Origin of the sequence: Xenophilus arseniciresistens, from assembly GCF_028023875.1 — a bacterium.
GTDB classification, from domain to species: domain Bacteria; phylum Pseudomonadota; class Gammaproteobacteria; order Burkholderiales; family Burkholderiaceae_C; genus Xenophilus; species Xenophilus arseniciresistens.
Window position 1 is genome coordinate 1 of sequence record NZ_JAQIPB010000003.1, and the last position, 26,090, is coordinate 26,090.

A 26,090-nucleotide genomic window follows, 5' to 3' on the forward strand; every position below is an offset into this window, starting at 1 on the left:
GGACAACAGCGCGGGCAAGGTCTTTGGCGAGCGCATCGCCATCGACACCCGCGGCCAGCAACTGAGCAACGCGCTGGGCACCCTTGTGGCCACCCAGGGCATCAGCCTCAAAACGGGCGCGCTGCTCAACGACGCCGGCCTGATCCAGTCCGGCGGCGCACTCACCCTCGACACGCAGGGCCAGGCGCTGAGCAACACAAACGCCGCGGGCTACGCCAACGGCCAGGGCGGCATCACCAGCGCCGATACCCTGGTGCTGAACGCTGGCGCCGTGACCAACACCGCCGGCTACATCGGCGCCAAGGGCGCCATCACGGCAAACACTCAGCAGTTCTCGAACACGGCCGGCGGGCAGGTCTTCAGCCAGGAGGCCCTCAGCGTTGACACGAACGGCGCTGCTTACGACAACACCGGCGGTCAAACCCAGGCCATGGGCGGCCTCACCCTGGCTGCCGGCAGCATCCACAACGACGGGGGGCTGATGCGCTCCCTGCAGACCACCACGCTCAGTGCCGGCGACATCCTCAACGCCCACACCCTTGGCACCGACCAGGGCATTGAAGGCAAGAGCGTCGCCCTCACCGTCGGCCACCTGGACAACGGTGCCGGGGCCATCCGCGCGGATGCCGACACCACCGTCACCAGCGGCGGCACGCTCAACAATGCCGATGGCCTGATCTCGGCGGGCCACACCCTGGCCATCCTCGACCCCAACCGGGCGAACCCGGCGGCCAAGACCCTGGCGGTCGTGAACACGGGCGGGACGCTGGAGGCAGGCAAGCGCGTCGTAGTCGATGCCGCCCGCTTCAGTGGCGACGGAACGCTGGTGTCCAACCAGGACCTGACGGTGGCGCTCTCGCAAGACGTCACCAACAACGCCGAAGTCATTGCCAATGGCAACCTGAGCTATGGCACCACGGGCAAGCTGACCAACAACGGCAAGCTGCTGGCAGGCCAGACGCTGACGGTGAGCGGGGACGGAGTCACCAATACCGCCAGCGGCGAAATGTCGGGGAAGAACACAACCATCAACGCCGATACGCTCACCAATCGCGGATTGATCGACAGCGCCAGCACCACACGCGTCAACGCCAGCATCGTCAACAACATAGGCACTGGCCGCATCTACGGCGATACCGTCGCCATCGGTACGGGTCAACTCAACAATGACGCCGAGACGGTCAACGGAATCACCTCGGCTGGGGCGATAGCGGGCCGGTGGAGCGTTGAACTAGGAGCCAGCGAGATCAACAACCGCGAGCATGCGCTCGTCTTCAGCGCTGGCGAGATGCAAATCGGCGGTGCACTGGATTCCAGCGGCTATGCGACCGGCACGGGCAACACGCTCAACAACCTGAGCGCCACCATTGAATCGCTGGGCAGCATGTCCATCGCGATGGGCCAGGTCAACAACATTGACACGCACGTCCAGTTGGGGCCGCAGGTTGTCACCACCGATTCGCAGACTTACTACGTCACCCTGAACGGCACCGTCTGGCAGAAGCTTGATGCCAACGGCAATGTGGTCACCTGGGGAGATCCGGCCAAACGCATCCTGTACCACCGCAATTCCGACGGCAGCATCATCGTGGCCGGCATTGGATACGCGGACTGGTACGTCAACACCCGGACCACGACCGATACGGCCGTCAACGCCGATCCGGCACGCATCGTGGCCGGTGGCGACCTCGCCATCAATGGTCACCTGCTCAACCGCGACAGTCGCGTTGTCGCTGGTGGCGCACTCACCACGACCAGTGTGGACAACCAGGAGTTGCAGGGGCAGCAAACAGTGGCTGAGACCCTGCGCGTGGCTTGGACCTACAGCCCGCGCCTGTCAGACCCTGCGCCGGTACCCTTGTTCTTCTTTAATCCCCCGACCACGAAGGCCATCTCGGTGGGAGCCTACGAATATGTCGACCATGCCAACGGCATCGGCGGCTATGCCATCGGCCCGGCGGCTGTGGGGAGTACGGGCGCCACTGCGACGCGCGTGGGCAGCGTCAGCAGCGGCTCCCGGAACCCGGCCATTGTCGAGGTGGCCTCCCAGGTGAGCGGCGTGGCGTCGTCCTCTGGCACTGGAGCCGGGACTGCATCGGGCGCGACTGGTGCCAGCAGCACCAGTCCCGGCGGGGTGATCCCGGTCATGGTTCGCACCAGCTCACCCAGTATCAGCATCCCGCAAGCAAGCCTGTTCCACACAGTCTCCGGCGGCCACTACCTGGTGGAGACGGACCCGCGCTTTGCAAACTACCGGAACTGGCTGTCCAGTGACTATCTGCTGGAAAGCCTGGGCGTAAGCCCGGACAGCTTGCTCAAGCGCCTGGGCGACGGCTTCTACGAGCAGCAACTGATCCGGGAGCAGGTGGCGCAGTTGACGGGCTACCGCTACCTGGACGGCCACTACAGCGATGAAGGCCAGTACAAGGCGCTCATGAGTGCTGGAGTGACATTCGCGCGGGAGTTCCATCTGAAGCCCGGAGTTGCTCTGACCGCCGATCAGATGGCCCAGCTGACCAGCGACATCGTCTGGCTGGTCGAACAGATGGTCACGTTGCCCGACGGAAGTACCCAGAAGGCGCTGGTGCCGCAGGTGTACGTGCGTCTCAAGAAGGGTGACATCGATGGTCATGGCGCACTCCTGAGCGCGGACGCCCTCGTCATTCAGAACGAGGCAGGCCAAGGCAACTTGACCAATCAGGGCGGCACGCTGGCGGGCCGCACGGTCGTCTCCATCACTGCCGACACCGTCAACAACCTCGGTGGCCGTATCTCGGGCGGCAGCGTGGGGGTCACGGCGCGCGATGACGTGAACAACCTCGGTGGCACCATCGACGCGCGCGACGCCATGAACCTAAGCGCGGGACGTGATCTCAATGTCCGGACCACCACTCAAACGGGCGCGCTTGGCACGGCCAACGTGGATCGGATCGCAGGTCTGTACGTGACCAAACCAGGCGGCACGCTGGTGGCCAGCGCCGGCAATGACGTCAACCTGATGGGTGCTGTCGTCGCCAACCAAGGCAAGAATGGCTACACCGCCATATCCGCGGGCAACGACATCAACCTGGGCACTGTTCAGTCAAAGACGCTGACAGTGGGAGTCGGCGGCGGTATGTCTGGCGTGATGACCGCCGCCAGGGAAACCGGCACCACTATCACGACCAATGGCACCACCGTGCTCGATGCCAAGCGTGACGTCAACGCGCGACAGGCCTCAGTGGAAGCCGGCGATGGACTGCTGAGCGTGCGAGCAGGCCGGGACATCAACATCCAGGAAGGGCATGCCGAGACGACCGCGAAATTCCAAGGCGAGTCGACCAGCAAGAGCCTGCTGAAAAAGAACACCACCACGATGAGTGGTGAGTCACAGACCGACACCAGCATCGGCAGCAGCTTCACCGGGGACATCGTGGCGCTGAACGCGGAGAACAACGTCAACATTCAGGGCTCGAACATCAGCGGCACGCAGGGCGTTCTGATTTCCGCGGGCAATGACTTGAATGTGACGGCGGCTCGAAGCACCTCCGATGTCAGCATGGAGATCAACCGCAGCACCCAGGGCATCACGCTCACTGGAGGCGGAACAGTTCCGATGACCGGGCCGATCAAGAAGGGAAGCGGCAGCAACGCCAACCTGCAGAGCGACACCGCTGTGGCCAGCAGCATCACCAGCAGCCAAGGGGGTGTGCTCTTGCAAGGCGGCAACCTTGTGTACCTGCAGGGAGCCCAGGTCAATGCGGCCAAGGACATCACCATCGCCGGTGCCAACGTGGTCATCGAGGCGGCTACCAACACCAGTTCCGTGACTTCCGGCACGAGCAGCAAGAACCTGAATTTTGCGAGCGAGACGACCTGGCGCGATCTGAGTACCGGCATCAACGCCAAACGCAATGAGCAGATCGCGGTTGAGGACAGCACGCTGACGCGCACCACCCTGGATGGCGCGAACGTCAACATCGCTGCGGCCGGCACCTTGTACATGTCGGGTACGACGGTCCATACGCCCGGGCAGCTGAAACTCGATGCCGATACCCTGGTCCTCGCGACGCAGACGAGCGAGCGCGAGGTGAAAGTCACGGGCGAGGGCCGTGACGTGATGTACCAGAAGGTCCAGAACAAGGGCATGCATGGCCAGACCACCCACTACAACCAGTTCAACACCGGCAGCCTCGCCATCAACGCGAGCCGCATCCAGGCCGGGCTGAACGCCAGGGACAGCATCGACCAACTGGCCCAACAACCGGGCATGGGCTGGGTGAGCCAGTTGCAAAGCGATCCGAAGTACGCGGGCAAGATCGACTGGCAGCGGGTCAACGAAGTCCACAGGACGTGGGACTACGGGGCACAGGGCTTGACGCCGGAGGGCGCCATCATTGCCACCGTGGTCACGGTGTATCTCACCGCAGGCACGGCCAGCAACCTTGGAACTGCGGCCGGCAATTCTGCAGGGAGCAGCTTCGCTGGCGGCACTGTGGCGACGCTCGGCGAAGGTGGCTTCATCGCCGCTGGTGGCGTCACAGCGTCTACGGTGGTCAGCGGTGCGGTGACGGCAGGGATCACGGCGCTGGCGGGTCAGGCAGCGGTGGCCGTCATCAACAACCAGGGCGATCTGGCGGGTGCGCTGCGTGACTTGGGCTCCAGCGCCAATGTGCGCAACCTCCTGAGTGCGATCGTCACTGGCGGCGTGTTGGGCGGGATGAATTTGAATCCGACCGGCCTGCCGACCAGCGGTGCGGGCGCACAACCTTTCTTCACGCAGCTTGGGCAGAACCTGCAGGCTGCTGCAGCCAGGGCGGTGGTCCACTCAGCCATCAACGGCGGCGGCCTGGAGCAGGCGCTGGGCGATGCGATCAAGGGGGCCGTTCTGGATACAGCGGCAGCTCAGGCGGCGCATGGCATCGGCAATCTGGTGCAGGATGGGCAGCTCAATGCTTTTACGCAGGCGGTGGCGCACGCCATTGCAGGCTGCGCAGTGGGTGCCGCACGCGCAGACAGCACAGGCGCTTGCGCGGCCGGTGCCCTGGGCGCGGCGGTCGGCGAGTTGGCCGCCAGCGCCTATGGCAGGCAACCCGATACGGTGGCCTTCGCTTCCATGATCAGCGGCTTGGCTGTGGCTATTGCGGGCGGGGATGCCAGCCAGATCAACCTGGGGGCGCAGGCAGGGGCCAATGCGGCGGCCAATAACTATCTGAACCATGATCAGTGGAAGCAACTGGCGAACCGGCTTGCGGATTGCCGCAGCAAGCCAACCGGCTGCTCGGCCAGCGAAGAGCAGCAGCTGCGCACAGAATTCCAGCGAACCAGCGACGAACAAGACCGCGCTCTGAGGGCCGCATGCGCCAGCGCCGGCAGCCAACTGTGCCGGACTCTGCTGGACGAGGCCAACCTGGGCACGCAGGCGCAACTGCAGTTGGCGGCAAGCGGCCACATTCCCAACTACTACCTAGCCGGCAGCGATTTCAACAACAACGTGCGCCTTGTGCAGCAGCGCGTGGATGCCTACGACATCGTTGCCGCGTGCGCGGCCAATCCTGCGCAATGCGACCAGCAGCGTTTGGATGGGGCGATGCGCCTTGCAGTCACAGGCGTAAGCCTTGCTGCTCTCACGGCATTTTCAGTAGAGCTGGGAGCGGTCGGCGCTGGGATGCTTGCCGAGGGTGCCGGCGCTTACTGTGCCGTGCGTGCGCAGCAATGCCTGAACCTGGTAACTGGGTTGGCAGAGATGGTCAGTGGAGTGCCCTACGCTGGCGTCAGCGCCGCAGGCAGTTGGGCCAGCAAAGTGCCTGCCGGCTATCAACGCTTCGATGGCATGAGCGGCTTGCCGCCGCGAACCATGGCGGTGGTGGACAGTGCCACGGGCGAGGTTCGGCTGCTCACCAGCAACGGCCGCATCGTCGATGTGCCGCCGGCACCGCTGCCGCCCTGGAGCAGCGCTGCGGACAATGGCAATGTGAGGATTGTTTGGGGCCAGGGGATCCAGGAGCAGGGCATGCCCTGGGAGAGTTTTCTGGCGGGACAGATGCCAGCGGGCTCGCAGTTGCCGCCGGGATTCAAGACCTTTGACTTCTATGACCTGTCAACGCAGACGGCCATCAGTGCCAAAACTTTGGATACGATGACCAGTGCGCGCATTGGCAGCCCTTCGCAGGTTTACTCGACCATCAAAGGGTATGTGGATGAAGTGGCGGGGTTCACCGAAGCTTCGTTAGGTGCGACTTTTGTGCAGCGATCAATGATCTCGACAAGTGAACTGCGACTTGCAGTGCCAGCCAGCACGACTCCCGGCCAGTGGGCCCAGATTCAGCGAGCGATTGAATATGGTCAAACTCAGGGCGTGAATGTCCTGGTCACAGGAGTGAGGTGAGAAAGTGAATGCTGTCGTACCGAGCAGGTGGGCCTCTGCCTACTGGAATAGAAACTTCTATCTGATCGAGACGTTTTCGGGATATGGCATGGCCGGGCGCGATCCTGCGGGCAAGCAACACACGCTACAACAAGACGCAACTGCCGATGATCTGGGTGCGGCGGTGCTCGACGCAATGGGCCACAGCCGCTTCTTGTCCCTTGATGAGGCCAAAGATTTCTTCGACTACAAGAAGATGCAGGAACAGTACGCGGCATGGATAGAAGACCTCATGAAACAGCATGGCTACAAGACCAAGAGGGCGCTATTTAAGGATATGGCACGGTGCAATATTTCTCTGACCGTCGGTGATAGTCAAATGACGATCAGCCCTTCGCACCATGACCGTCTTGAGAGTTGGAGTCGCGTGAAAGACGACGGCATCGAGGATGTCGTCATTCCCTCCGACAGCACGCCTGAAGTGGTAGGGCAAGCGCTGCTGCTGGGTTTCAGTCGCTGCACGTAGTCGCCGTCGGGGCTCCGACAGCGACTCCATCAGCAGCATCACCAGCAGCCAAGGCGGCGTGCTTCTGAGCGGCCAGAGCAACGTCTTGCTGCAAGGCGTGGAGGTTGCCGCCGCCAAGGATGTGTCCATCACTGGCAGCAATGTGGTCATCCAGGGCGCCACCGACACGCAAACGGTCACTGGCTCCACCGGCGCACGCAGCCCCTGGTACGACTTCGGCCAGATCGCCGTGCTCACGGACGTGGGTGAGGGCTTCAAGGCACGCGAGAGCACCCAGACGCAGGTCAGCGATTCGACGCTGGTGCGCTCCAGCATCACGGGCGCCAACGTGAGCATCACGGCCGCCGACACCCTGGCCCTGGCGGGCACCCGCATCAACGCCCCAGGCGCCGTGAAGCTGGAAGCCGACACGCTGGTCATGGGCACCCAGGGCACCGAGCACAGCACCCAGACGACCAGCCAGGGGCGGGACCTGGTCTATCAGGTCTCTCGCGATGGGGGCCAGAGCGACCAGCGCACGCACTACAACCAGATCCACGCCGGCAGCCTGAGCATCAACGCCAACCGGGTGCAGGCAGGAATAGGTGCGCGAGACAGCCTGACGCAGTTGGCGCAGCAGCCAGGCATGGGCTGGGTCGATCAACTGAACAAGGACCCGGCCTTGCAAGGCCGGGTGAACTGGCAGCAGGTCGAGGAAGTCCACCGGCAGTGGGACAACGACCGGCAGGGCCTCACGCCCGAGGGGGCTGCGATCCTGACGCTGGTGACGATCTATTTCGTGGGGCCTTGGGCTGAAGTTGGCGGTGCCGCGGCAGGTGAGGCCGTTGCCGTTGGCGCTGGCGAAGGTGTCTATCTATCGGGTGGCGGCACGTTCCTGAGCAGCACGGGCGCCAGCATCTCGGCGGTCGCGGGCGGTGCGGTAGAAGCGGGCATCGCGGCCCTCGCATCGCAAGCGGCGGTGGCGGCAGTGAACAACCAGTTCGACCTGGGGGCGACATTGGAGACACTGGGCTCCAGCGCGAACGTTCGGCAACTGCTCACGGCCGTGGTCACGGGGGGCGTGCTGGCGGGGTTGAACCTCAACCCGGTGGGCCTGCCCACGATCAGCGGCGGTGCGCAGCCATTCTTCACGCAACTGCAGCAGAACCTCACGGCCGCAGCCGCGCGGGCGGTGATCAGCACGGCGATCAATGGAGGCAGTCTGGAGCAGGCGCTGGGCGATGCGATCAAGGGTGCCATTCTGGACACAGCGGCGGCCCAGGCGGCGCATGGCATCGGTGATCTGGTGCAGGATGGCCAGCTCAATGCTTTTACGCAGGCGGTGGCGCACGCCATTGCAGGCTGCGCGGTGGGCGCGGCGCGCGCAGACAGCGCCGAGGGCTGTGCGGCGGGCGCGCTGGGTGCGGCGGTGGGCGAGCTGGCGGCCAGCGCCTATGGCAGGCAACCCGACACGGTGGCATTCGCTTCCATGATCAGCGGCTTGGCGGTGGCCATCGCGGGTGGGGATGCCGGCCAGATCAACTTGGGCGCGCAGGCTGGGGCTAATGCGGCGGCGAATAACTATTTGAACCACGATCAGTGGGCGCAGTTGGCAGAACGCCTGAGGACTTGCACGCCGGGCGCCGATTGTGATCGAGTGGTGCAGGAGTTTCGCGCGCTGAGCGAGAGCCAGGACGCAGCCATGCGGCAGGCCTGCCAGATACCCACCAGCCCTGCATTGGTCACCTCCAGCAAGTTGCGCAAGGCTATGCCTATCAACAGGACCTGCTGCGAAATCCCGAACCACGCATACCAGAGTATCTGCTCGGCGGTGATCCGCTTGGATTCTTCGAGCCACCCGAAGCGCTAGTCTCGGCCGGTCTGATCCGCTTGGATTCTTCGAGCCACCCGAAGCGCTAGTCTCGGCCGGTCTTGATCCGCTTGGATTCTTCGAGCCACCCGAAGCGCTAGTCTCGGCCGGTCTCGGGGCCACTAGGCAGGCCCCATCTCCTTGATCCTACGGGCATATTCAGCCGGTGTCAGGTCATTGAGAGCACTGTGAGGACGACTCTCGTTGTAGTCCTGGCGCCAGGCCTCTAGAAGTCCCTGCGCCTCGACCAGCGAGGCGAACCAGTTCACGTTCAAGCACTCGTCCCGCAGCGAGCCGTTGAAGGTCTCGACGAAGCTGTTGTCCGTGGGCTTGCCTGGCCTGCTGAAGTCCAGCCGCACGCCATGGTGGTACGCCCACATGTCCATCAGCCGTCCCGTGAACTCGCTGCCGTTGTCCACGAAGATGGCTTTGGGGGCACCGTGGTGACGAGCCAGCCGATTGAGCACCTCGACCACGTGCTCGCCCTTGAGCCGATGCCCCGCATGTACCGCCAAAGCCTCGCGCGTGAACACATCGACCACGCTCAGGATGCGGAACTTGCCGCCATGGCTAAATTCCTCGGCCACGAAGTCCATTGACCAAGCTTGGCCTGGCGCGCTGGGCAAGGTGCGCTGTCGGCGCTGTACGACCATCTTGCGCTTCTTGGGCAACTTGGAGCGCAGCTGCAATTGCTCCTCGCCGTAGATGCGGTAGCACTGGCTTCGCCCGAGCTGCCAGCCCTCGCGACACAGCAGCACGTGCAGCCGCCGGTAGCCCCAGCGCACGCGCGTGTTCGCCAGTTCCCGCATGCGTCGTCGCAACTCCGGCCGCGAGTCCTTGCGGCGCTCATAGTAGGGCGTGCTTCGCGACACCTGAACCAGCTGGCAGGCCCGACGCAGACTGATGCCGTAATGGCCCCGGACATAGTCCAGGGCCTGCACCCTCAGCGCGGGCCGGACCATTTTTTTGCGGCGATATCCTGAAGAATCGCTTTGTCCAGGCTCAGGTCCGCCACGAGCTTCTTGAGCCTCGCGTTCTCTTCCTGCAGCTGCTTGAGCTCGCGTGCCTGGTCGGGCTCGAGGCTGCCGTACTGTTTCTTCCAGCGATAGAAAGTCTGCTCGCTGATGCCCATCTTGCGGCACGCGTCTGCCACCGCCATGCCGAGCTCGACCTGCTTGAGCACCGCCACGATCTGCTCCACCGAAAAACGACTCCGTCTCACGACTTCTCCTGCGCCCCTGGCTCGGGGCCAAATCGCCGAAAGACTAACGCTCAACGTGTCTCGATTTCTTCAATGCAGATCACATTCCCGCTGCAAGGCTTCTTCAAGACCCCTTTGAACATGAAGTTCGAACTGCCCGCTGGCGCGGTGCAATACCTGGGCCGCGCGCAGACGCACATGCGCACCAAGAAGGACGACAGCGAAGTGGCAGCGGGCTCGATCATCCCCTTGGTGAGCCAAACCGCACTGGGCATTTCCAACAGCACCTTCGAGGTTCAGGCCGTCGACGCCTCCGAGGTTGACATCCCGAAGTTTCGCGAAGACTTTCCCGTCCTCGAAACCGCCGAGATTGGCACGCGCTTGATGACAGTGCTCGTCAAGGCACCTGCTCCTTCTGCGGTACCAGCTGCCGTGCCCGCGCAGTAGCAGCGCATTCTTCCCAGGGAGTCAAGGCAATGAACAGCACCGAGTGCACAAGAAAGTTCCTGCTCACGCTCGCAACCGTCTCGGCATTTGGCATTGCCGCCTGCGGCTCGCGCGGCCCGGTAGCCGAACAGGCGGCAGACCCGGAGCCACAGGCCAACAGCCGCAATGCCGTGGTGGTGCCGCCCATCGCCTACGGCAAGACCGACAAGGGGCAGCAGTTGAGCGCGGCCGACGATGCCTGCGGGGTGCCAGCCTCGCTGCGTCAGGCCATCGAAGATCACCTGACTGCGCCTTATGAGTTCATGGTCCAGGCGCCCTCACCCCAGATGGCGGGTGCGCCAACCATGCGGATCGAGATTGCCGATTTGCTGGCCAATGCAGGGGGGCTGTATGGCGGGCCAAAGCTCATCGAGCTGCGCGGAACGCTGGAGCGGCCTGACGCGGCGCCCGCACGCTTCACGGCGCGGCGCCAGATGTTCATCTACTTCGGCCTGCCGCGCAGCACCTGCAGCATGGTGGGCAAGGTGAGCTACGCACTGGGCGCGGACATCGCGCAATGGCTGCACAAACCGGTGGACGGCGCGCGGCTGGGCGAGTGAGTTCCAAGGGCGTTTGGCGATGACCTGCCCGCCTTGACGCCAAAGGCCTCACGCACCACCCCATCTAAAAATGCGTGCTGATCGCCTCGCACACCCCATAGTCTTCATCCACCACCGGCATCCAGCGCCACTTGTCGAAGGTGGTGCAGGGGTGCGAGATGCCCAGGCCGATGCGCTCGCCCACCACGGGTGCCTGCGCGTTCAGCGCGGGGTCGGCGGCGTCCCAGCGCAGGTAGGCGTGCTGGTCGTTCAGGCCGGTGATGTGCCAGCCTGCGGGCACGGCCTGCGGCTGCAGGGCGCCGGGGGCGGCGCGGGCGATGGGCGTGGGCAGGCCCATGTCGAAGGACAGGTCGCGCTTGCCCGCACCGACGATGGCCAGCCCGGGCTCGGGGCAGGACTGGACCAGCGCCCACACCTCCAGCGCCGGACGCAGGGCGTCTGCGCAATCGCAGCCCAGGCGCGGCGCCATGGCCGCCATCATCTGCGTGTAGGTGCCGTGGTCGTGCGTGACATAGCAGCCCGAGCGCAGCACGCCCGTCACCCGCACCTGCCCCGGCCGGCCCAGCACGGGGTTCAGCCGCGCGGCCACCAGGTCGAAGACGGCCGAGCCGCCGGCCGAGACGATGACTTCCTCATGCGCGAACAGGCTCTCTTCCACGCATTGGCGGGCCACGGCGTCCACGCGGTCCATGAGGGTGTTGACCCATTGGCTGTCGGCGCTGCTTTCGCCCTTGGCCCACAGGCCTTCGTAGCATTCGATGCCGGCCAGCTGCGCGGCGCTGCTGGCGCGCACGGCGCGGGCCACGGCCAGCGCCTGCTGCTCGTCGCGGCAGCCGGTGCGCCCGCCGTTGAAGCCGATCTCCAGCAGCAGCTCGAAGGGGCGCAGCAGTTGCGCTGAGGGCTGCGCAGCAGCCCAGGCTTCGATCAGCGCCAGCTGCTGCACGGAGTCGATCAGAAAGAGCACGCGCAGGTCGGCATGGGCCTGCAGCAGCATCTGGATGGCATGCAGGTCGCCCGCGCCCATCACCTGGTTCGGGATGATGGCGCGGCGCACGCCGGCCGCCACACCCACGGCAAGCTGGAACACATTGCCGAAGCTGATGCCCCAGGCGCCCGCCGCAAGCTGCTGCGCAAAGAGCTGCGGCGACATGGTGGTCTTGCCGTGCGGCGCCAGCGCCACGCCCCAGGCGCGGGTGCGCTGCGCCATCCACGCGATGTTGTGCGCCAGCGCATCGCGCTTGAGCAGCGCCACGGGGAACGGCAGGTCGTCGGCCAGCACGTTCCAGCCCTGGGCGCCCACCTGGGACAGCGGCAGCGGCTGGATGTGAAGCGGCAGCCCCTTCATGGGGGGCTGCAGCACCGGGTTCAGGAAGTCATGGGATTGCATGGCCCGAGCGTGCCATGAAATCCGTCCGCTGGCTCAGACCACGCCTTGCGCCAGCATCGCGTCGGCCACCTTCACGAAGCCGGCCACGTTGGCGCCGTCCACGTAGCTCACGCTGCCGTCGGCGCGCGTGCCGTATTGCAGGCACGAGGCGTGGATGCTCTGCATGATCTGCAGCAGGCGGCCGTCCACCTCTTCGCGCGGCCAGGACAGGCGCGCCGCGTTCTGGCTCATCTCCAGGCCCGAGGTGGCCACGCCGCCCGCGTTGCTGGCCTTGCCCGGCGCGTACAGCACGCCCGCCTGCTCGAAGACGTGAACCGCCTCGATGGTCGAAGGCATATTGGCGCCTTCGGCCACGCAGATCACGCCGTTCTCGACCAGCGTCTTCGCGTCTTCGGCGTTCAGCTCGTTCTGCGTGGCGCTGGGCAGGGCCACGTCCACCGGCACGTGCCAGGGCGTGGCGCCGGCGATGAAGTTGGTTTTGGTGCGCTCGGCGTAGTCGCTCACACGGCCGTACAGGTGGTTCTTCACGTCCATCAGCACCGCCAGCTTCTCGGTCGTGAAGCCGTCTTCATCGACCACCGTGCCGCTGGAATCGGACACCGTGACGACCTTGGCGCCCAGCGCCAGCGCCTTCTCGATGGTGTATTGCGCCACGTTGCCCGCGCCCGAGACGGACACGCGCAGGCCGTCGAAGCTGCGCCCGCGCGTCTTGAGCATTTCCTGCGCGAAGTAGACGTTGCCATAGCCCGTGGCTTCGGGGCGGATCAGCGAGCCGCCAAAGCTCAGGCCCTTGCCCGTGAACACGCAGTCGGCGCGGTTGGTGAGCTTCTTGACCATGCCGCTGAGGTAGCCCACCTCGCGCCCGCCCACGCCGATGTCGCCGGCCGGCACGTCGGTGTAGGCGCCCACGTGGCGGAACAGCTCGGTCGCGAAGGCCTGGCAGAAGCGCATCACCTCGCCCTGGCTCTTGCCCTTGGGGTCGAAGTCGGCGCCGCCCTTGCCGCCGCCCATGGGCAGCGTGGTCAGTGCGTTCTTGAAGGTCTGCTCGAAGGCCAGGAACTTCAGGATCGACAGGTTGACCGAGGGGTGGAAGCGCAAGCCGCCCTTGTAGGGGCCGATGGCCAGGCTGTGCTGGATGCGGTAGCCGCGGTTGACCTGCACCTCGCCGTGGTCGTCGGTCCAGCAGACGCGGAAGGTGATGACGCGCTCGGGCTCCACCAGCCGCTCCAGCAGGGCCTGCGTCTGGTACTTGGGATGCTCGGCGATGAAGGGCCACAGGCTCTGGATCACCTCGGTCACGGCCTGCAGGTATTCCGGCTGCCCCGGGTTGCGTTGGGCCACATGGGCCAGGAATTCTTGGGCGCTGCCGTGCTTCATCCGATCTCCAAACAAGTGCGTGAATTAACCAAAACCGTGCATTCTCATGCAAGAAGCACAGGAGGTCATGCACCAAAAGCATGATTCCTGGTTTTGATCGCACCTTTGTGGAGCAGAAGGCGGTGCAAAAGCTTGAGCGCGCAGGGCTGCGCCGCCAGCCTCCCCGGGGGAAGGCGGCGGCCAGATCGTGAAAAAAGAAGCTCGGGCAGGACGGCCCGGTCCGTAGACAGGCCCGCGCAGCAGCGCGCAGGCCCGCTGTGCGTCAGGCGCCGGCCAGCCGGCCCGTGTTCAGGCGCAGCACGCGGTCGCAGCGGGCGGCCAGCGCTTCGTCGTGCGTGACCATCACGAAGGCCGTGCCCTGCTCGCGCGCCAGGCGCAGCATCAGCGCAAACACGCCGTCGGCGGTGCTGCGGTCCAGGTTGCCGGTGGGCTCGTCGGCCAGCACGCAGGCCGGCCGGGTCACCAGCGCGCGCGCGATGGCCACGCGCTGGCGCTCGCCGCCCGACAGCTCGGCCGGCCGGTGCGACACGCGCTCGGCCAGGCCCACGGCCGCCAGCATGGCCTGCGCGGCTTCGGCCGCCTGCGCCGGGGGCATGCGCCGGATCTTCAGCGGCATGGCCACGTTGTCCAGTGCGCTGAACTCGGGCAGCAGGTGATGGAACTGGTAGACGAAGCCCAGTTGCTCGTTGCGCAGCCGGCCCTGCGCGGCGGGGCCGAGCCGCGCGAAGTCCTGGCCCTTGAGCAGCACCGAGCCGCCCGTGGGCGCATCCAGCCCGCCCATCAGGTGCAACAGGGTGCTCTTGCCCGAGCCCGATGCGCCCACGATGGCCAGCGTTTCGCCCGCGCGCACGTCGAGATGAACGCCGTGCAGCACCGTCAGGTCGATGCGGCCTTCATGGAAGCGCTTGGTCAGGCCGCGGGCCTGCAGCACCACAGCACCGGCACCCTCGGGGGGCAGCGAACCACGGGAAACGGGGAGCGTGGGGGTCTCATTCATAGCGCAGGGCCTCCGCGGGGTTCACGCGGCTGGCGCGCCAGCTCGGGTAGAGCGTGGCGGCAAAGGCCAGGATCAGCGAGATGATGGTGATGGGCAGGATGTCGCTGCGCTGCGGGTCGCTGGGCATGCGGCTGATGAGGTAGATGTCCTTGGGCAGGAAGCTCGCGTTGAGCGCCTTTTCGATCACTTCGACGATCTCGGTCACGTTGTAGGCCACCAGCAGGCCCAGGCCCAGGCCGGCCAGCGTGCCGATCACGCCCACCATCGCGCCCTGCACCACGAAGATGCCCATGATGCTGCGCGGGCTGGCGCCCAGCGTGCGCAGGATGGCGATGTCGGCGCGCTTGTCGGTCACGGTCATCACCAGCGTGCTCACGAGGTTGAAGGCGGCCACCGCCACGATCAGCGTGAGGATGATGAACATCATGCGTTTTTCGACCTGCACGGCCGCGAACCAGGTGCGGTTCTGGCGCGTCCAGTCGCGGATCAGGAACTGGCCCGGCAGGGTCTGCGCCATCTGGTCGGCCACCTCGCGCGCGATGTGCAGGTCCTTGAGCTTCAGGCGCAGGCCCGTGGGCCCCTCGAGCCGGAACACGCGCGCGGCGTCTTCCACATGGATCATGGCCAGCGCCGAGTCGTACTCGTAATGGCCCGAGTCGAAAGTGCCCACCACGGTGAAGGACTTCAGCCGCGGCACCACGCCGGCCGGCGTGACCTGCCCGCCCGGCGCGATCAGCGTGACCTGGTCGCCTTCGCGCACGAAGAGCGAGCGCGCCAGTTCGCCGCCCAGCACGATGCCGAACTGCCCGGGCACCAGCTTTTCCAGCGCGCCCTTTTGCGCCGTGCCCGCGAAGTCCGTCACCTCGGGTTCCTGCGCGGGCACGATGCCGCGCACCAGCGCGCCCTTCATGTCTTCGCCGCGCGCCACCAGCGCCTGCGAGGCGATGAACGGCGCCACGCCCACCACCTCGGGGTTCTGGCGCGCCGCGGCGGCGATGGCGTCCAGCTCGGGCAGGGCCTGGCCGTCGCGCGAGAAGATCTCGACGTGCGAGACCACGCCCAGCATGCGGTCGCGCACCTCCTTCTGGAAGCCGTTCATCACCGACAGCACGATGATCAGCGCCGCCACCCCCAGCGCAATGCCGGCCATGGACACGCCCGAGATGAAGTTGATGAAGCCGTTGCGCCGCGTGGCCCGGCCGGCGCGGGTGTAGCGCCAGCCCAGTTGCAGTTCGTAGGGAAATTGCATAGACGTTGAGAACGCCCGGAGGCGGGCGCGTGATTGTGTCACCCTGCCCGGCGCGCCGACGCCGACGGCCTTGCGCAGGGACCGACAATGGTCCCCATGCCCTTCTCCCGCACGCCGCCGCATCTGCTGATCCCCTTTGCCAGCCACGCGGGCGTGGCCTGCCGCATGGCCCTGCACGAGCTGGACCTGCCGCACCTGCAGGCCTTGCTGGCCCGCCTCACGCCTTCCGGCGAAGACCGCCAGGACGACACCAGCCTCAGCCCCCCGCACGAGCGTGCGCTGGCGCGCGCCCGCGGCCTCACGCCCGTGGACGGCCAACTGCCCTGGGCCGCGCTGGCTGCGCGCGAACGCGGCCTGCCCGGCGCCGACGATGGCCAGGGCTGGGGCCTGCTCACGCTGTGCCACTGGCAGGTGGGCCTGAGCGAAGTGGTGCTGGGCGATCCACAGCAGATGGGCATCACCGCGCGCGAGTCCGACGCGCTGCTGGCCGTGGTCAAGCCCTTTTTCGAGGAAGACGGCCTGGCCCTCTTCCCCGGCCCGCAGCCGGGCCAGTGGCTGGTGCACGGCACCCTGCTCGAAGGGCTGGCCACCGCCTCGGTGGACCGTGCCATCGGCCAGCCACTGGCCGCCTGGCTGCCCATGGGCGACGCGGCCCGGCCGCTGCGGCGGCTGCAGAACGAGATGCAGATGCTGCTGTACACCCACCCGGTCAATGACGAGCGCGCCACCCATGGCATGACGCCCATCAACTCCTTCTGGCTCAGCGGCACCGGCCCCGCGCCGGCCAAGGCGCAGGCCCTGGCACCGGCCCCCGAAATCGCCACCCAGCTTCGCGAAAGCGCGCTGCAGGACGACGGGGCCAGCTGGGCCCATTGCTGGGCCACGCTCGACGCCAGCACCCTGGCCGCCTGGCGCGCGCGCGCCGATGCGGGCCAGCCCATGACGCTGACCCTGTGCGGCCCGCGCGCCGCCCTGCGGCTGGAGAACCGGCCGCGCGGCCTGGGCGGCTGGCTGCGCGCGCGGCTGCGCAAGCCCGACGTGGCCGCCGTGCTGGAGGCGCTGTGAGGATCCTCGAGCGCGAAGTCCCGCCGCGCAGCGCGTGGGTGCTGGAACAGGCCGGCGTGCATCCGCTGCTCGCGCGCCTGTATGCCGCGCGCGGCGTGCGCTCGCATGACGAACTGGACGACGGCCTGGCCCGCCTGCTGCCGCCCGATGGCCTGCGCGGCACGCGCGAGGCGGCGGTGCTGCTGGCCGATGCCATCGCGCAGCAGCGGCGCATCTGCATCGTGGCCGACTACGACTGCGACGGCGCCACCGCCTGCGCCGTGGCCGTGCGCGGACTGCGCCTGCTGGGCGCCACGCAGGTCAGCTACCTGGTGCCGGACCGCGTGGTCGACGGCTACGGGCTCACGCCGCCCATCGCCGAGCGCGTGGCCGCGAGCGGGGCGCAGCTGCTGGTCACGGTGGACAACGGCATCGCCAGCGTCGAAGGCGTGGCACGCGCGCAGGCCCTGGGCCTGGCCGTGCTGGTGACCGACCACCACCTGCCCGGCCCCACGCTGCCCGCAGCCGAGGTGCTGGTCAACCCCAACCACCCCGAATGCGGCTTCGAAAGCAAGTGCCTGGCCGGCGTGGGCGTGATGTTCTATGTGCTGCTGGCGCTGCGCGCCGAGCTGCGCGCGCGGGGCGCCTTTGAACGGTCGGCGCAGCCCAAGCTGGATGCGCTGCTGCCCTTGGTCGCGCTGGGCACCGTGGCCGACGTGGTGAAGCTGGACACCAACAACCGCCGCCTCGTGGCCCAGGGCCTGCGCCGCATCCGCGCGGGCGCGCTGCCCGTGGGCATGGCAGCGCTGTTCCGCGCCGCCGGCCGCAAGGCCGAAAGCGCCACCACCTTCGACTTCGGCTTTGCGCTGGGCCCGCGCATCAACGCGGCCGGCCGCCTGGCCGACATGACGCTGGGCATCGAATGCCTGCTGACCGACGACGCCGCGCGCGCCGACGAACTGGCCCGCACGCTGGATGCCATCAACCGTGAGCGCCGCAGCATCGAAGGCGGCATGCGCGAGCAGGCCCTGCAACTGGCCGGCGAGCTGTTCCCGCCCGAACAGACGCCGCCCGGGGCCATTGCCGTCTACGACCCCGACTTCCACGAAGGCGTGGTCGGCATCGTCGCCTCGCGGCTGAAGGACCTGTACCACCGCCCCACGTTTGTCTTTGCCGCCAGCGGCGCCGACGGGCGCGGGCACGAGCTCAAGGGCTCGGGCCGCTCGATCGCGGGCTTTCATCTGCGCGACGCGCTGGACCTGGTGGCCAAGCGCCACCCGGGCGTGCTGCTGCGCTTCGGCGGCCACGCGATGGCCGCGGGCTGCACGGTGCCGGCCGAGCAGTTCCCGACCTTTGCGCGCGCCTTTGCGGAAGTGGCCGACGAATGGCTGGACGCGGCCACGCTGACGCGCCGCATGGACACCGACGGCCCGCTGGCGCCCGAGTACCTGCGCGTCGACCTGGTGGACACGCTGCACCGCGAAGTCTGGGGCCAGGGCTTTGCGCCGCCCACCTTCAGCGACGAGGTGGAGGTGCTGTCGCAGCGGCTGGTGGGCCAGGGCCATCTGTCGCTCAAGCTGCGCCTGGGCGGCCAGCCGGTGGACGGCATCTGGTTCGGCCGCAGCGAGCCGCTGCCTGCGCGCGTGAAGCTGGCCTTTCGGCTCGACGCGAACGAATGGCAGGGCCAGCGCCGGCTGCAGCTGATGGTCGAGGGCGCCGAGCTTTGAATTCCGAGACTGTGGGTTCGAGCGGCACCGCCATGTGGCGCTGCCTCGTGATCGAGGACGACGCCGACAACGCGCGCTACATCGCCGAGGGCTTTCGCAGCCTGGGCCATGTGGCCGTGATCTGCCGCGACGGCACCGAGGCCCTGGGCCGCGCCACGGGCGAAGCCTGGGACCTGGTGATCCTGGACCGCATGCTGCCCGGCGGCGTGGACGGGCTGGCCATCCTGGCGACCATGCGCGCATTGGGCCGCAAGACGCCCGTGCTGGTGCTCAGCGCGCTGAGCGCGCTGGACGAACGCGTGCGCGGCCTCAAGGCCGGCGGCGACGACTACCTGACCAAGCCCTTTGCCTTTTCCGAACTCGCGGCGCGGGCCGAGGCGCTGGTGCGGCGTTCGCGCCCCGGGCCCGAGATCCGCGTGATCGAGGTGGCCGACCTGCGGCTGGACCTGGGCCACCGCAAGGCCGAACGCGCCGGGCGCGCCATCGCGCTGCAGCCGCGCGAATTCCGGCTGCTGGCTTTTCTGGCCATGCACGCGGGCCAGGTGCTCACGCGCACCATGCTGCTCGAAGCCGTGTGGGACTACCAGTTCGACCCGCAGACCAACGTGATCGACGTGCAGGTCAGCCGCCTGCGAGCCAAGCTGGAAGCCGGCGGCCTGCCTTCGCTGATCCACACCGTGCGCGGCGTGGGCTACCGGCTGGCCGCGCCGGAGGCCGAGCCCACCGACCCGGACAGCGCGTGAACGCATCGACGGCTGCGCTGCGCCAGCTCTGGCGTTCGCTGGGCTTCAGGCTGGCCGCGCACTATGCGGTGCTGGTAGGCATCACCATGCTCGCGGCGCTGTCCATCATCTACCTGCAGACCGTGGGCACGCTGCACCAGCGCATGGCGCGCCAGGTCAGCGCCACCTCGCAGCAGCTGGCCGCGCAGTTCGAAGCCGGGGGCGAAGAAGCCCTGGTGCGCAGCATCGAGCGTGCGCTGGTCGACGGCCGCAGCACCGACGAAGAGCTGCTGCTCTTGGCCGACGCCCAGGGTCGCCGCCTGGCCGGCAACCTCGACGAGATGCCGCCGCCGGGCGCCGACGGCCAGCACCAGGTGATGCGCGCGGGCCGCAGCGTGCGCGGCTGGATCACCACGCGCACCCTGCCCGAAGGCCATGTGCTGGTGGTGGGCCAGGACCTGGGCGAACAGGAAGCGCTGGAGGAGCTGATCATCAGCGCCAGCGCGGCCGCCGCGCTGGTGGCCTTGCTGCTGCTGATCGGCGGCCTCTTCGTGTTCAGGCAGGAGATCGAGCGCAGCGTGGGCGCCGTGCGCCGCACGGCGGCGCGCATTGCGGCGGGCGACCTGCGCGAGCGGGTGCACCTGACCGATGCGCAGGGCGACGAGTTCGCGCTGCTGGAGCGCGACATCAACGCCATGCTGGACCGCATCCAGTCGCTGATGGACGGCGTGCGCCATGTCTCCGACACCATCGCCCACAACCTGCGCACGCCGCTCACGCGCGTGCTCAGCCGGCTGCGCGCGGCGGCTGAAGACGGCGTGGCGCCGGCCCAGCGCCAGGCCGCCATCGCGCGCGCGATGGACGAGCTGGAGGAGCTCAACCGCGTGTTCGAGAAGCTGCTGCAGATCGCCGAAGCGGAAGCCGGCGCGCGCCGCCAGCGCTTTGCGCCCGTGCAGCTGCAGGAGGTGGTGGCCGACGTGATCGAGCTGTACGACGCCGTGGCCGAGCAACAGGGCGCCACGGTGCGACACGCCTGCGAAGCGGGGCCCCTGCCGGTGCAGGGCGACCGCGACCTGCTGGCGGGCGTGGTGGCCAACCTGCTGGACAACGCGCTCAAGTACGGCGGGCCGGGCTGCACGGTGCGGTTGCAGACCGGGCGCGAGGATGGCCAGGCTCTGCTCTGCGTGCAGGACGACGGCCCCGGCGTGCCGCCCGAGGCGCTGCAGCGCCTGGGCGGGCGCTTCCTGCGGCTGCAGCCCGAGTTGCCGGGCCATGGCCTGGGCCTGGCCGGCGTGCAGGCGGTGGTGGCCCTGCACGGCGGCCAGATCCGCTACGAGAACGGCGCGCCGGGCCTGCGCGTGCAGCTGCTGCTGCCCCTCGACGACACGCCCCCTGCACGCGGCGTGAGCGGACCCGCAGCCGCCGGGCGGCGGCGCGCATCGCCCGTCCGCAGCTGAGCACAGCTTGAACACCCTCCAAACATTGCCAAACGGCAATGCTTTGGTCATCCACCTCGGGCGCAAGCCTTCCTACGATCCGCCGCGCACATCTCTCTCGGGGAGATGCATGCATTCGCGCGTCCGGCGGTTCGGGCGCGCGCCGTCCATCGATCGCAGGAGACCAGAAGGTGAAGATCAAAAGCGAGCGGGACTTCTTTTCAGGAGTTCTTTTCTGTGCATTCGGGGTGGCCTTCGCCTGGGGCGCCACCACGTACAACGTGGGCAATGGCGCCCGCATGGGCCCGGGCTACTTTCCGCTGATCGTGGGGGTGCTCATCGCCATCATGGGCGCGGCCATCACGCTCAAGGCCATGACCGTGGAGACCGAGGACGGCGAGCCCGTGGGCGCCATCGCCTGGAAGCCGCTGGTCTTCATCATCGGCGCCAACCTCATGTTCGGCGTACTGCTGGGCGGGCTGCCCAGCATCGGCCTGCCGCCGATGGGCCTGATCGTCGCGATCTACGCGCTGACCTTCATCGCGGGCCTGGCCGGCGACAAGTTCAGCTTCAAGGCCTCGGCCGTGCTGGCCACCATCCTGGCCGTGGGCAGCTACCTGGCCTTCGTGGTCGCGCTGAAGCTGCAGTTCCCCGTGTGGCCGACCTTCATCGCCTGACAACAAGAGACACAACGGATTCCTCAAGGCCCCATGGACCTCATCAACAACCTTTCCATCGGCTTCGGCGTTGCGTTCACCTTCCAGAACCTCGCCTATGCCTTCGTCGGCTGCCTGCTGGGCACGCTGATCGGCGTGCTGCCCGGCATCGGCCCCGTGGCCACGATCGCCATGCTGCTGCCGGCCACCTATGCGCTGCCGCCCGTGTCGGCGCTGATCATGCTGGCCGGCATCTACTACGGCGCGCAGTACGGCGGCTCCACCACCGCCATCCTGGTCAACCTGCCTGGTGAATCGGCCTCCGTCGTGACGGTGATCGACGGCTACCAGATGGCGCGCCGCGGCAGGGCCGGGCCCGCGCTGGCTGCGGCCGGGCTCGGTTCCTTCTTCGCCGGCTGCGTGGGCACGTTGATCCTGGCGGCCTTCGCGCCGCCGCTGACCGAGGTGGCCTTCAAGTTCGGCCCGGCCGAGTATTTCTCGCTCATGATCCTGGGCCTGATCGGCGCCGTGGTGCTGGCTTCGGGCTCGCTGCTCAAGGCCATCACCATGATCCTGCTGGGCCTGGCCCTGGGCCTGGTGGGCACCGACGTGAACTCCGGCGTGGCCCGCTACAGCTTCGACATCCCCGAGCTGACCGACGGCATCGGCTTCATCGCCATCGCCATGGGCGTGTTCGGCTATGGCGAGATCATCGGCAACCTCTCGGTCAAGGAAGACGAGCGCGAGGTCTTCACCTCCAAGGTCACCGGCCTGTTCCCCACCAAAGAAGACTTCAAGCGCATGACGCCGGCCGTGCTGCGCGGCACGGCACTGGGCTCCACGCTGGGCATCCTGCCCGGTGGCGGCGCGCTGCTGTCCTCGTTTGCGTCGTACACGCTGGAAAAGCGCACCCGGCTCAAGCCCGGCGAAGTGCCGTTCGGCAAGGGCAACATCCGCGGCGTGGCCGGCCCCGAATCGGCCAACAACGCGGGTGCGCAGACCTCCTTCATCCCGCTGCTGACGCTGGGCATTCCGCCCAACCCCGTGATGGCGCTGATGGTGGGTGCGATGACCATCCACAACATCCAGCCCGGCCCGCAGGTGATGACCAGCAACCCCGAGCTGTTCTGGGGCCTGATCGCCTCGATGTGGATCGGCAACCTGATGCTGATCGTGCTGAACCTGCCGCTGATCGGCATCTGGATCAAGCTGCTGACCATCCCCTACAAGTGGCTGTTCCCCGCCATCGTGCTGTTCTGCGCCATCGGCGTGTACTCGGAGAACAACAACACCTTCGACGTCTGGATGGTCGCCATCTTCGGCGTGGTGGGCTACACCTTCCTCAAGCTCAAGTGCGAGCCCGCGCCGCTGCTGCTGGGCTTCATCCTGGGGCCGATGATGGAAGAGAACCTGCGACGGGCGCTGCTGCTCTCGCGCGGGGACTGGGGCGTGCTGGTCACGCGGCCCATCTCGGCCGGCCTGCTGATCGCCGCGGCGCTGCTGCTGGTGGTGGTGCTGCTGCCCTCGGTCAAGGCCAAGCGCGAAGAGGCCTTCGTGGAGGAATAGCGCAGCTGCCGCCTTTTCTGCCGCGTGGCGGCGGCGGTCAGCGCCCGAACTCGTGCGAGAGGCCCAGGGTGTAGACCGTGCCGCCCGGCCGCGCGCGTGCCGCGCTCATGTCCAGCGTGAGCGCAGGCGTCAGGCCCAGGCGCAGGCCGCCCCGCGTCGTCCACGCATGGGCGGCGCGGTTGCGCTCCATGATCAGCGACAGCTTCCCGTCCACCGCCCACTCGGCCGCCAGGCCGCGGCGGGCGCTGCGCGGGCTGTCGCCCGCCCAGTCCGCACCCACGTTGGCATGCAGCATCAGGGCCGGCAGCGGCTGCCAGGTCAGCGGCAGCAGCAGTTGCCGGCTGGGCTTGCCGTGCTTGCGCCAGTCCCAGCCGGCCCCGAAGGCCAGGGCGGCGCGCACCGGCTGCTCCGGCTCCCCAAGCCAGGTCCACTTGATGGCGGGCCCCAGCACGCGGGCAGCGGGGCGCGAACTGCGATCACCGCTGAGGCCCAGCTCCACGGCGCCGACCCGGCACCCCAGCCCCAGGTGCTGGAAGGCCGTGCTGCTTGATTGCGCGCGCCCGGCCCACAGCTCGTACTGGCAGCGGCCTTCGCCCAGCGTGTCGGCATCGTCCACATCGAAGTGGCCGCCGGCACTGGCCGCACCCATGGCCAATGCCAGGCTGCCTGGAAGCAGGAAGCGGCTGCGGCGATGAAGGTGCACAGGCATCCGGGCAGCATAGTCCCTCCCGGGCATGGCCATGCGACCAAGCCCCGGGGAGACGCCCGCTGCGCCCGTCAGAACGTGCTCAGGTTCTCAGTTCGCCACGAACACACCTGTCCTGGCCAGATCGGCCACGCGGCCTGCGTCCTGCTGGATCAGTTGGCGAAAGTGGCCCGGTCCACGCTCGTCGCCGGTGGGGGCCTGCGCGCCCATGCTGTCGATCTGGGCGCGGAACGCGGGCTCGGCAACCGCGGCGGACAGCGCCTGTTCGAGGCGGCGCAACTCGGCCGCAGGCGTGCCCGTGGGCGCCACGACGCCGTTCCAGATCGCCAGGTCGAAGGCTAGCAGGCCCGCCTCGGCGAAGGTGGGCACGTCCGGGCTCTGCGGCACCCGCGCAGCGGACGACACGGCGAGCGCGCGCACCCGCCCATCCTTGTGCAGCGGCAGCATGGTCACGGTCTGGTCGATCACGGCCTGGATGGTGCCGGCCATGAGGTCTGTCAGCGCCGGACCCGACCCACGGTATTGCACCAGCTGGCCCTGCGCGCCGGCCTGCTGCATGAACAGCGCCTCGGCGAAATGGGCGGTGGTGCCAGGCCCGCCCGAGCCGAAGTTCAGCGCACCGGGCGTGCTCTTCATCTTTCCGATCAGCCCCGGGAGGTCCTGGATGCCGCTGGCATTGCTGACCGACAGCACCATCGGCACCTTGGCCACGATGCCCACGGGCGCCACATCCGTCACGGCCGAATAGCCGGCCTGCTTGTACAGGTGCGGCAGTATGGCGAGCGACTGGTTGATGAACAGCAGCGTGCTGCCGTCGGCCTTGGCCTTGAGGAAGCGCTGCATGCCGACCAGGCCACCCGCGCCGGTCACGTTTTCCACCACGACGGACTGGTTGAGCCGGGCGCCGAGGGCCGTCGCGGTCAGCCGCGCCAGTGCGTCGGAAGACCCGCCAGGCGGCACCGTCACGATCATCGTGATGGGGCCGGCGGCCTGGGCAGTGGACAGCACGAGGCATGACAGGGCCGCGCCGGCAAGCAGAGTGAGCATCTTGCGCATGGAAGGGTCTCCGTGTTCTTCTGGAAAAAAGGCCCTGGATCAGCCCGCGGCGCGGTCGAGGCGGCGCAGCACGGCTTCGGTCACCTCGGTGCAGGTGGCGCTGCCGCCAAGGTCGCGCGGCACCGCATCGCCCTGCGCAAGCACCTGGCCCACGGCGGTCTCGATGCGGCGGGCCGCGGCGCTCAGGCGAGCGTCGCCATGCCGCTCGGCCAGCCACTGCAGCATCAGCGTGCCCGAAAGGATGGTGGCCAGCGGGCTGGCCAGGTTCTGGCCCGCGATGTCGGGCGCCGAGCCGTGCGCGCCCTGGAACAGGCCATGGCGTTCACCCAGCTCCGCCGAGGGCGACAGGCCCATGCCGCCGATGGTGGCCGCGCCCAGGTCGGAAATGATGTCGCCGAACATGTTCTCGGCCACGATCACGTCGTAGAAGTCGGGCCGCTTGACCAGGTGAACGGTCATCGCATCGGCATACGCATAGTCGATCTCCACGTCGGCATGCTCGCGCGCCACTTCCTCGCAGACGGCCCGGAAGAAGGCGTAGCTGCGCAGGATGTTGGCCTTGTCGCAGACGGTCACCCGGCGCTTGCCGTCACGCGGCGCGCCGTGGCGCTTGCGGCTGAGCCCGAAGCTGAAGCGCGCCACGCGCTCCACGCCCTTGCGCGTCACCACGATGGTGTCGGTGGCCACCTCGCCGCGCAGGTTGATGCCGCCGCCGCGGCTGGCGTACAGGCCCTCGGTGTTCTCGCGCACGATCACGTAGTCGATCTGCCCGGCCTGCCAGCCGGCCAGCGGCGACTTCACGCCCTGCCACAGCCGCACGGGCCGCACGTTGGCGTACAGGTCGAGCCTGAAGCGCAACTGCAGGTGCAGGTCGTTGCCGACCTCGGTGCCGTCGGGGTAGGTCACGCCCGGCAGGCCGGCCGCGCCGTGCAGGATGGCGGCCGAGTCGCGGCAAAGCGCGAAGGTGTCATCGGGCAGCACGTGGCCGGTGCGCGCGTAGTGGGCGGCGCCGCCGTCGCAACGCGTGAATTCCAGCAAGTCGCTGCCGCAGGCGTGTGAAAGCACGCGGGTGGCCGACTGGCACACCTCGGGGCCGATGCCGTCGCCGTCGATGGTGGCGATCTGATACAGGGGCATGAGTCCGGTTCTCCAAGAGGGGGCGCGCGCCGCCTGCCGGCGACGCAAGAGAAAAGAAGCTG

The 26,090-nt window shown here is 67.7% G+C and carries 19 protein-coding genes; 11 read left to right on the forward strand and 8 right to left on the reverse strand.

The window, feature by feature from the left end:
* Positions 1-85 precede the first annotated feature (85 nt).
* The 3 genes from PGB34_RS08680 to PGB34_RS08690 are packed head-to-tail and all read left to right on the forward strand — an operon-like array spanning position 86 to position 8,721.
* Complete coding sequence (locus PGB34_RS08680; RefSeq protein WP_271427693.1) at positions 86-6,367, forward strand: endonuclease toxin domain-containing protein; 6,282 nt, start codon at positions 86-88, stop codon at positions 6,365-6,367.
* 4 nt (positions 6,368-6,371) lie between these two features.
* Positions 6,372-6,872, forward strand: coding sequence for a contact-dependent growth inhibition system immunity protein (locus PGB34_RS08685; RefSeq protein WP_271427694.1), 501 nt, complete (start codon positions 6,372-6,374; stop codon positions 6,870-6,872).
* Between the two features lie 58 nt (positions 6,873-6,930).
* Positions 6,931-8,721, forward strand: coding sequence for a DUF637 domain-containing protein (locus PGB34_RS08690; protein WP_271427695.1), 1,791 nt, complete (start codon positions 6,931-6,933; stop codon positions 8,719-8,721).
* Between the two features lie 122 nt (positions 8,722-8,843).
* Here the strand turns inward: PGB34_RS08690 and PGB34_RS08695 are convergent.
* A protein-coding gene (locus tag PGB34_RS08695; RefSeq protein ID WP_271427696.1) for an IS3 family transposase occupies positions 8,844-9,943 on the reverse strand; the annotation gives its coding sequence in 2 pieces (ribosomal slippage) (positions 8,844-9,694 and positions 9,694-9,943; 1,101 coding nt in all).
* Between the two features lie 120 nt (positions 9,944-10,063).
* Here PGB34_RS08695 and PGB34_RS08700 point away from each other — a divergent pair.
* A complete protein-coding gene (locus PGB34_RS08700) occupies positions 10,064-10,369 on the forward strand; it encodes a hypothetical protein (protein ID WP_271427697.1) in 306 nt (101 codons plus the stop codon).
* A 29-nt stretch (positions 10,370-10,398) separates the two neighbouring features.
* Positions 10,399-10,968 carry a hypothetical protein gene (locus PGB34_RS08705; protein WP_271427698.1) on the forward strand — a complete coding sequence of 190 codons (570 nt, stop codon included), beginning with the start codon at positions 10,399-10,401 and terminating at the stop codon, positions 10,966-10,968.
* Positions 10,969-11,032: 64 nt separating this feature from the next.
* On the opposite strand, the gene PGB34_RS08710 is transcribed toward PGB34_RS08705, so the two are convergent.
* From PGB34_RS08710 to PGB34_RS08725, 4 genes are all read right to left on the reverse strand, one after another.
* Positions 11,033-12,355 carry an alanine racemase gene (locus tag PGB34_RS08710; protein WP_333909024.1) on the reverse strand — a complete coding sequence of 441 codons (1,323 nt, stop codon included), beginning with the start codon at positions 12,353-12,355 and terminating at the stop codon, positions 11,033-11,035.
* A 33-nt stretch (positions 12,356-12,388) separates the two neighbouring features.
* Complete coding sequence (gene gdhA / locus PGB34_RS08715) at positions 12,389-13,732, reverse strand: NADP-specific glutamate dehydrogenase (protein ID WP_271427699.1); 1,344 nt, start codon at positions 13,730-13,732, stop codon at positions 12,389-12,391.
* 262 nt (positions 13,733-13,994) lie between these two features.
* Positions 13,995-14,729: a lipoprotein-releasing ABC transporter ATP-binding protein LolD gene (lolD, locus tag PGB34_RS08720; RefSeq protein ID WP_271427700.1), complete on the reverse strand. Its 735-nt coding sequence runs from the start codon at positions 14,727-14,729 to the stop codon at positions 13,995-13,997.
* Entirely contained in the window at positions 14,722-15,978 is a 1,257-nt protein-coding gene (locus PGB34_RS08725; protein WP_271427701.1) for a lipoprotein-releasing ABC transporter permease subunit, read from the reverse strand. The genes lolD and PGB34_RS08725 overlap by 8 nt, the downstream gene beginning before the upstream one ends.
* A gap of 96 nt (positions 15,979-16,074) precedes the next feature.
* Between PGB34_RS08725 and PGB34_RS08730 the strand changes: the two genes are divergently transcribed.
* From PGB34_RS08730 to PGB34_RS08755, 6 genes are all read left to right on the forward strand, one after another.
* Positions 16,075-17,043 (forward strand): hypothetical protein, encoded by a 969-nt coding sequence (locus PGB34_RS08730; RefSeq protein ID WP_271427702.1) that lies wholly within the window; start codon positions 16,075-16,077, stop codon positions 17,041-17,043.
* The gene (recJ, locus tag PGB34_RS08735; RefSeq protein ID WP_271427703.1) at positions 17,040-18,749 is read left to right on the forward strand and encodes a single-stranded-DNA-specific exonuclease RecJ; all 1,710 of its coding nucleotides are present in this window, start codon (positions 17,040-17,042) and stop codon (positions 18,747-18,749) included. Before PGB34_RS08730 ends, recJ begins: the two co-directional genes overlap by 4 nt.
* 32 nt (positions 18,750-18,781) lie before the next feature.
* Positions 18,782-19,492, forward strand: coding sequence for a response regulator transcription factor (locus PGB34_RS08740; RefSeq protein ID WP_271428241.1), 711 nt, complete (start codon positions 18,782-18,784; stop codon positions 19,490-19,492).
* Positions 19,489-20,928, forward strand: a complete 1,440-nt coding sequence (locus PGB34_RS08745; protein ID WP_271427704.1) for a sensor histidine kinase — start codon at positions 19,489-19,491, stop codon at positions 20,926-20,928. The genes PGB34_RS08740 and PGB34_RS08745 overlap by 4 nt, the downstream gene beginning before the upstream one ends.
* Before the next feature lie 170 nt (positions 20,929-21,098).
* Positions 21,099-21,584 carry a tripartite tricarboxylate transporter TctB family protein gene (locus PGB34_RS08750; RefSeq protein WP_271427705.1) on the forward strand — a complete coding sequence of 162 codons (486 nt, stop codon included), beginning with the start codon at positions 21,099-21,101 and terminating at the stop codon, positions 21,582-21,584.
* Positions 21,585-21,617: 33 nt separating this feature from the next.
* A complete protein-coding gene (locus PGB34_RS08755) occupies positions 21,618-23,129 on the forward strand; it encodes a tripartite tricarboxylate transporter permease (protein ID WP_271427706.1) in 1,512 nt (503 codons plus the stop codon).
* A 37-nt stretch (positions 23,130-23,166) separates the two neighbouring features.
* On the opposite strand, the gene PGB34_RS08760 is transcribed toward PGB34_RS08755, so the two are convergent.
* The 3 genes from PGB34_RS08760 to PGB34_RS08770 form a co-directional block, all read right to left on the reverse strand.
* The gene (locus tag PGB34_RS08760; RefSeq protein ID WP_271427707.1) at positions 23,167-23,838 is read right to left on the reverse strand and encodes a hypothetical protein; all 672 of its coding nucleotides are present in this window, start codon (positions 23,836-23,838) and stop codon (positions 23,167-23,169) included.
* A gap of 87 nt (positions 23,839-23,925) precedes the next feature.
* A complete protein-coding gene (locus PGB34_RS08765; RefSeq protein ID WP_271427708.1) occupies positions 23,926-24,891 on the reverse strand; it encodes a Bug family tripartite tricarboxylate transporter substrate binding protein in 966 nt (321 codons plus the stop codon).
* A gap of 39 nt (positions 24,892-24,930) precedes the next feature.
* Complete coding sequence (locus PGB34_RS08770) at positions 24,931-26,028, reverse strand: isocitrate/isopropylmalate dehydrogenase family protein (protein WP_271427709.1); 1,098 nt, start codon at positions 26,026-26,028, stop codon at positions 24,931-24,933.
* Positions 26,029-26,090 lie beyond the last annotated feature (62 nt).

What these genes read in the sequence shown, in the direction of transcription:
- gdhA (WP_271427699.1), bottom strand. Translation starts at nt 13,732, where the DNA reads ATGAAGCACGGCAGCGCCCAAGAATTCCTGGCCCATGTGGCCCAACGC.
- PGB34_RS08760 (WP_271427707.1), bottom strand. Translation starts at nt 23,838, where the DNA reads ATGCCTGTGCACCTTCATCGCCGCAGCCGCTTCCTGCTTCCAGGCAGC.
- PGB34_RS08765 (WP_271427708.1), bottom strand. Translation starts at nt 24,891, where the DNA reads ATGCGCAAGATGCTCACTCTGCTTGCCGGCGCGGCCCTGTCATGCCTC.
- PGB34_RS08700 (WP_271427697.1), top strand. Translation starts at nt 10,064, where the DNA reads ATGAAGTTCGAACTGCCCGCTGGCGCGGTGCAATACCTGGGCCGCGCG.
- PGB34_RS08730 (WP_271427702.1), top strand. Translation starts at nt 16,075, where the DNA reads ATGCCCTTCTCCCGCACGCCGCCGCATCTGCTGATCCCCTTTGCCAGC.
- lolD (WP_271427700.1), bottom strand. Translation starts at nt 14,729, where the DNA reads ATGAATGAGACCCCCACGCTCCCCGTTTCCCGTGGTTCGCTGCCCCCC.
- PGB34_RS08710 (WP_333909024.1), bottom strand. Translation starts at nt 12,355, where the DNA reads ATGCAATCCCATGACTTCCTGAACCCGGTGCTGCAGCCCCCCATGAAG.
- PGB34_RS08725 (WP_271427701.1), bottom strand. Translation starts at nt 15,978, where the DNA reads ATGCAATTTCCCTACGAACTGCAACTGGGCTGGCGCTACACCCGCGCC.
- PGB34_RS08770 (WP_271427709.1), bottom strand. Translation starts at nt 26,028, where the DNA reads ATGCCCCTGTATCAGATCGCCACCATCGACGGCGACGGCATCGGCCCC.
- PGB34_RS08740 (WP_271428241.1), top strand. Translation starts at nt 18,782, where the DNA reads ATGTGGCGCTGCCTCGTGATCGAGGACGACGCCGACAACGCGCGCTAC.
- PGB34_RS08705 (WP_271427698.1), top strand. Translation starts at nt 10,399, where the DNA reads ATGAACAGCACCGAGTGCACAAGAAAGTTCCTGCTCACGCTCGCAACC.
- PGB34_RS08755 (WP_271427706.1), top strand. Translation starts at nt 21,618, where the DNA reads ATGGACCTCATCAACAACCTTTCCATCGGCTTCGGCGTTGCGTTCACC.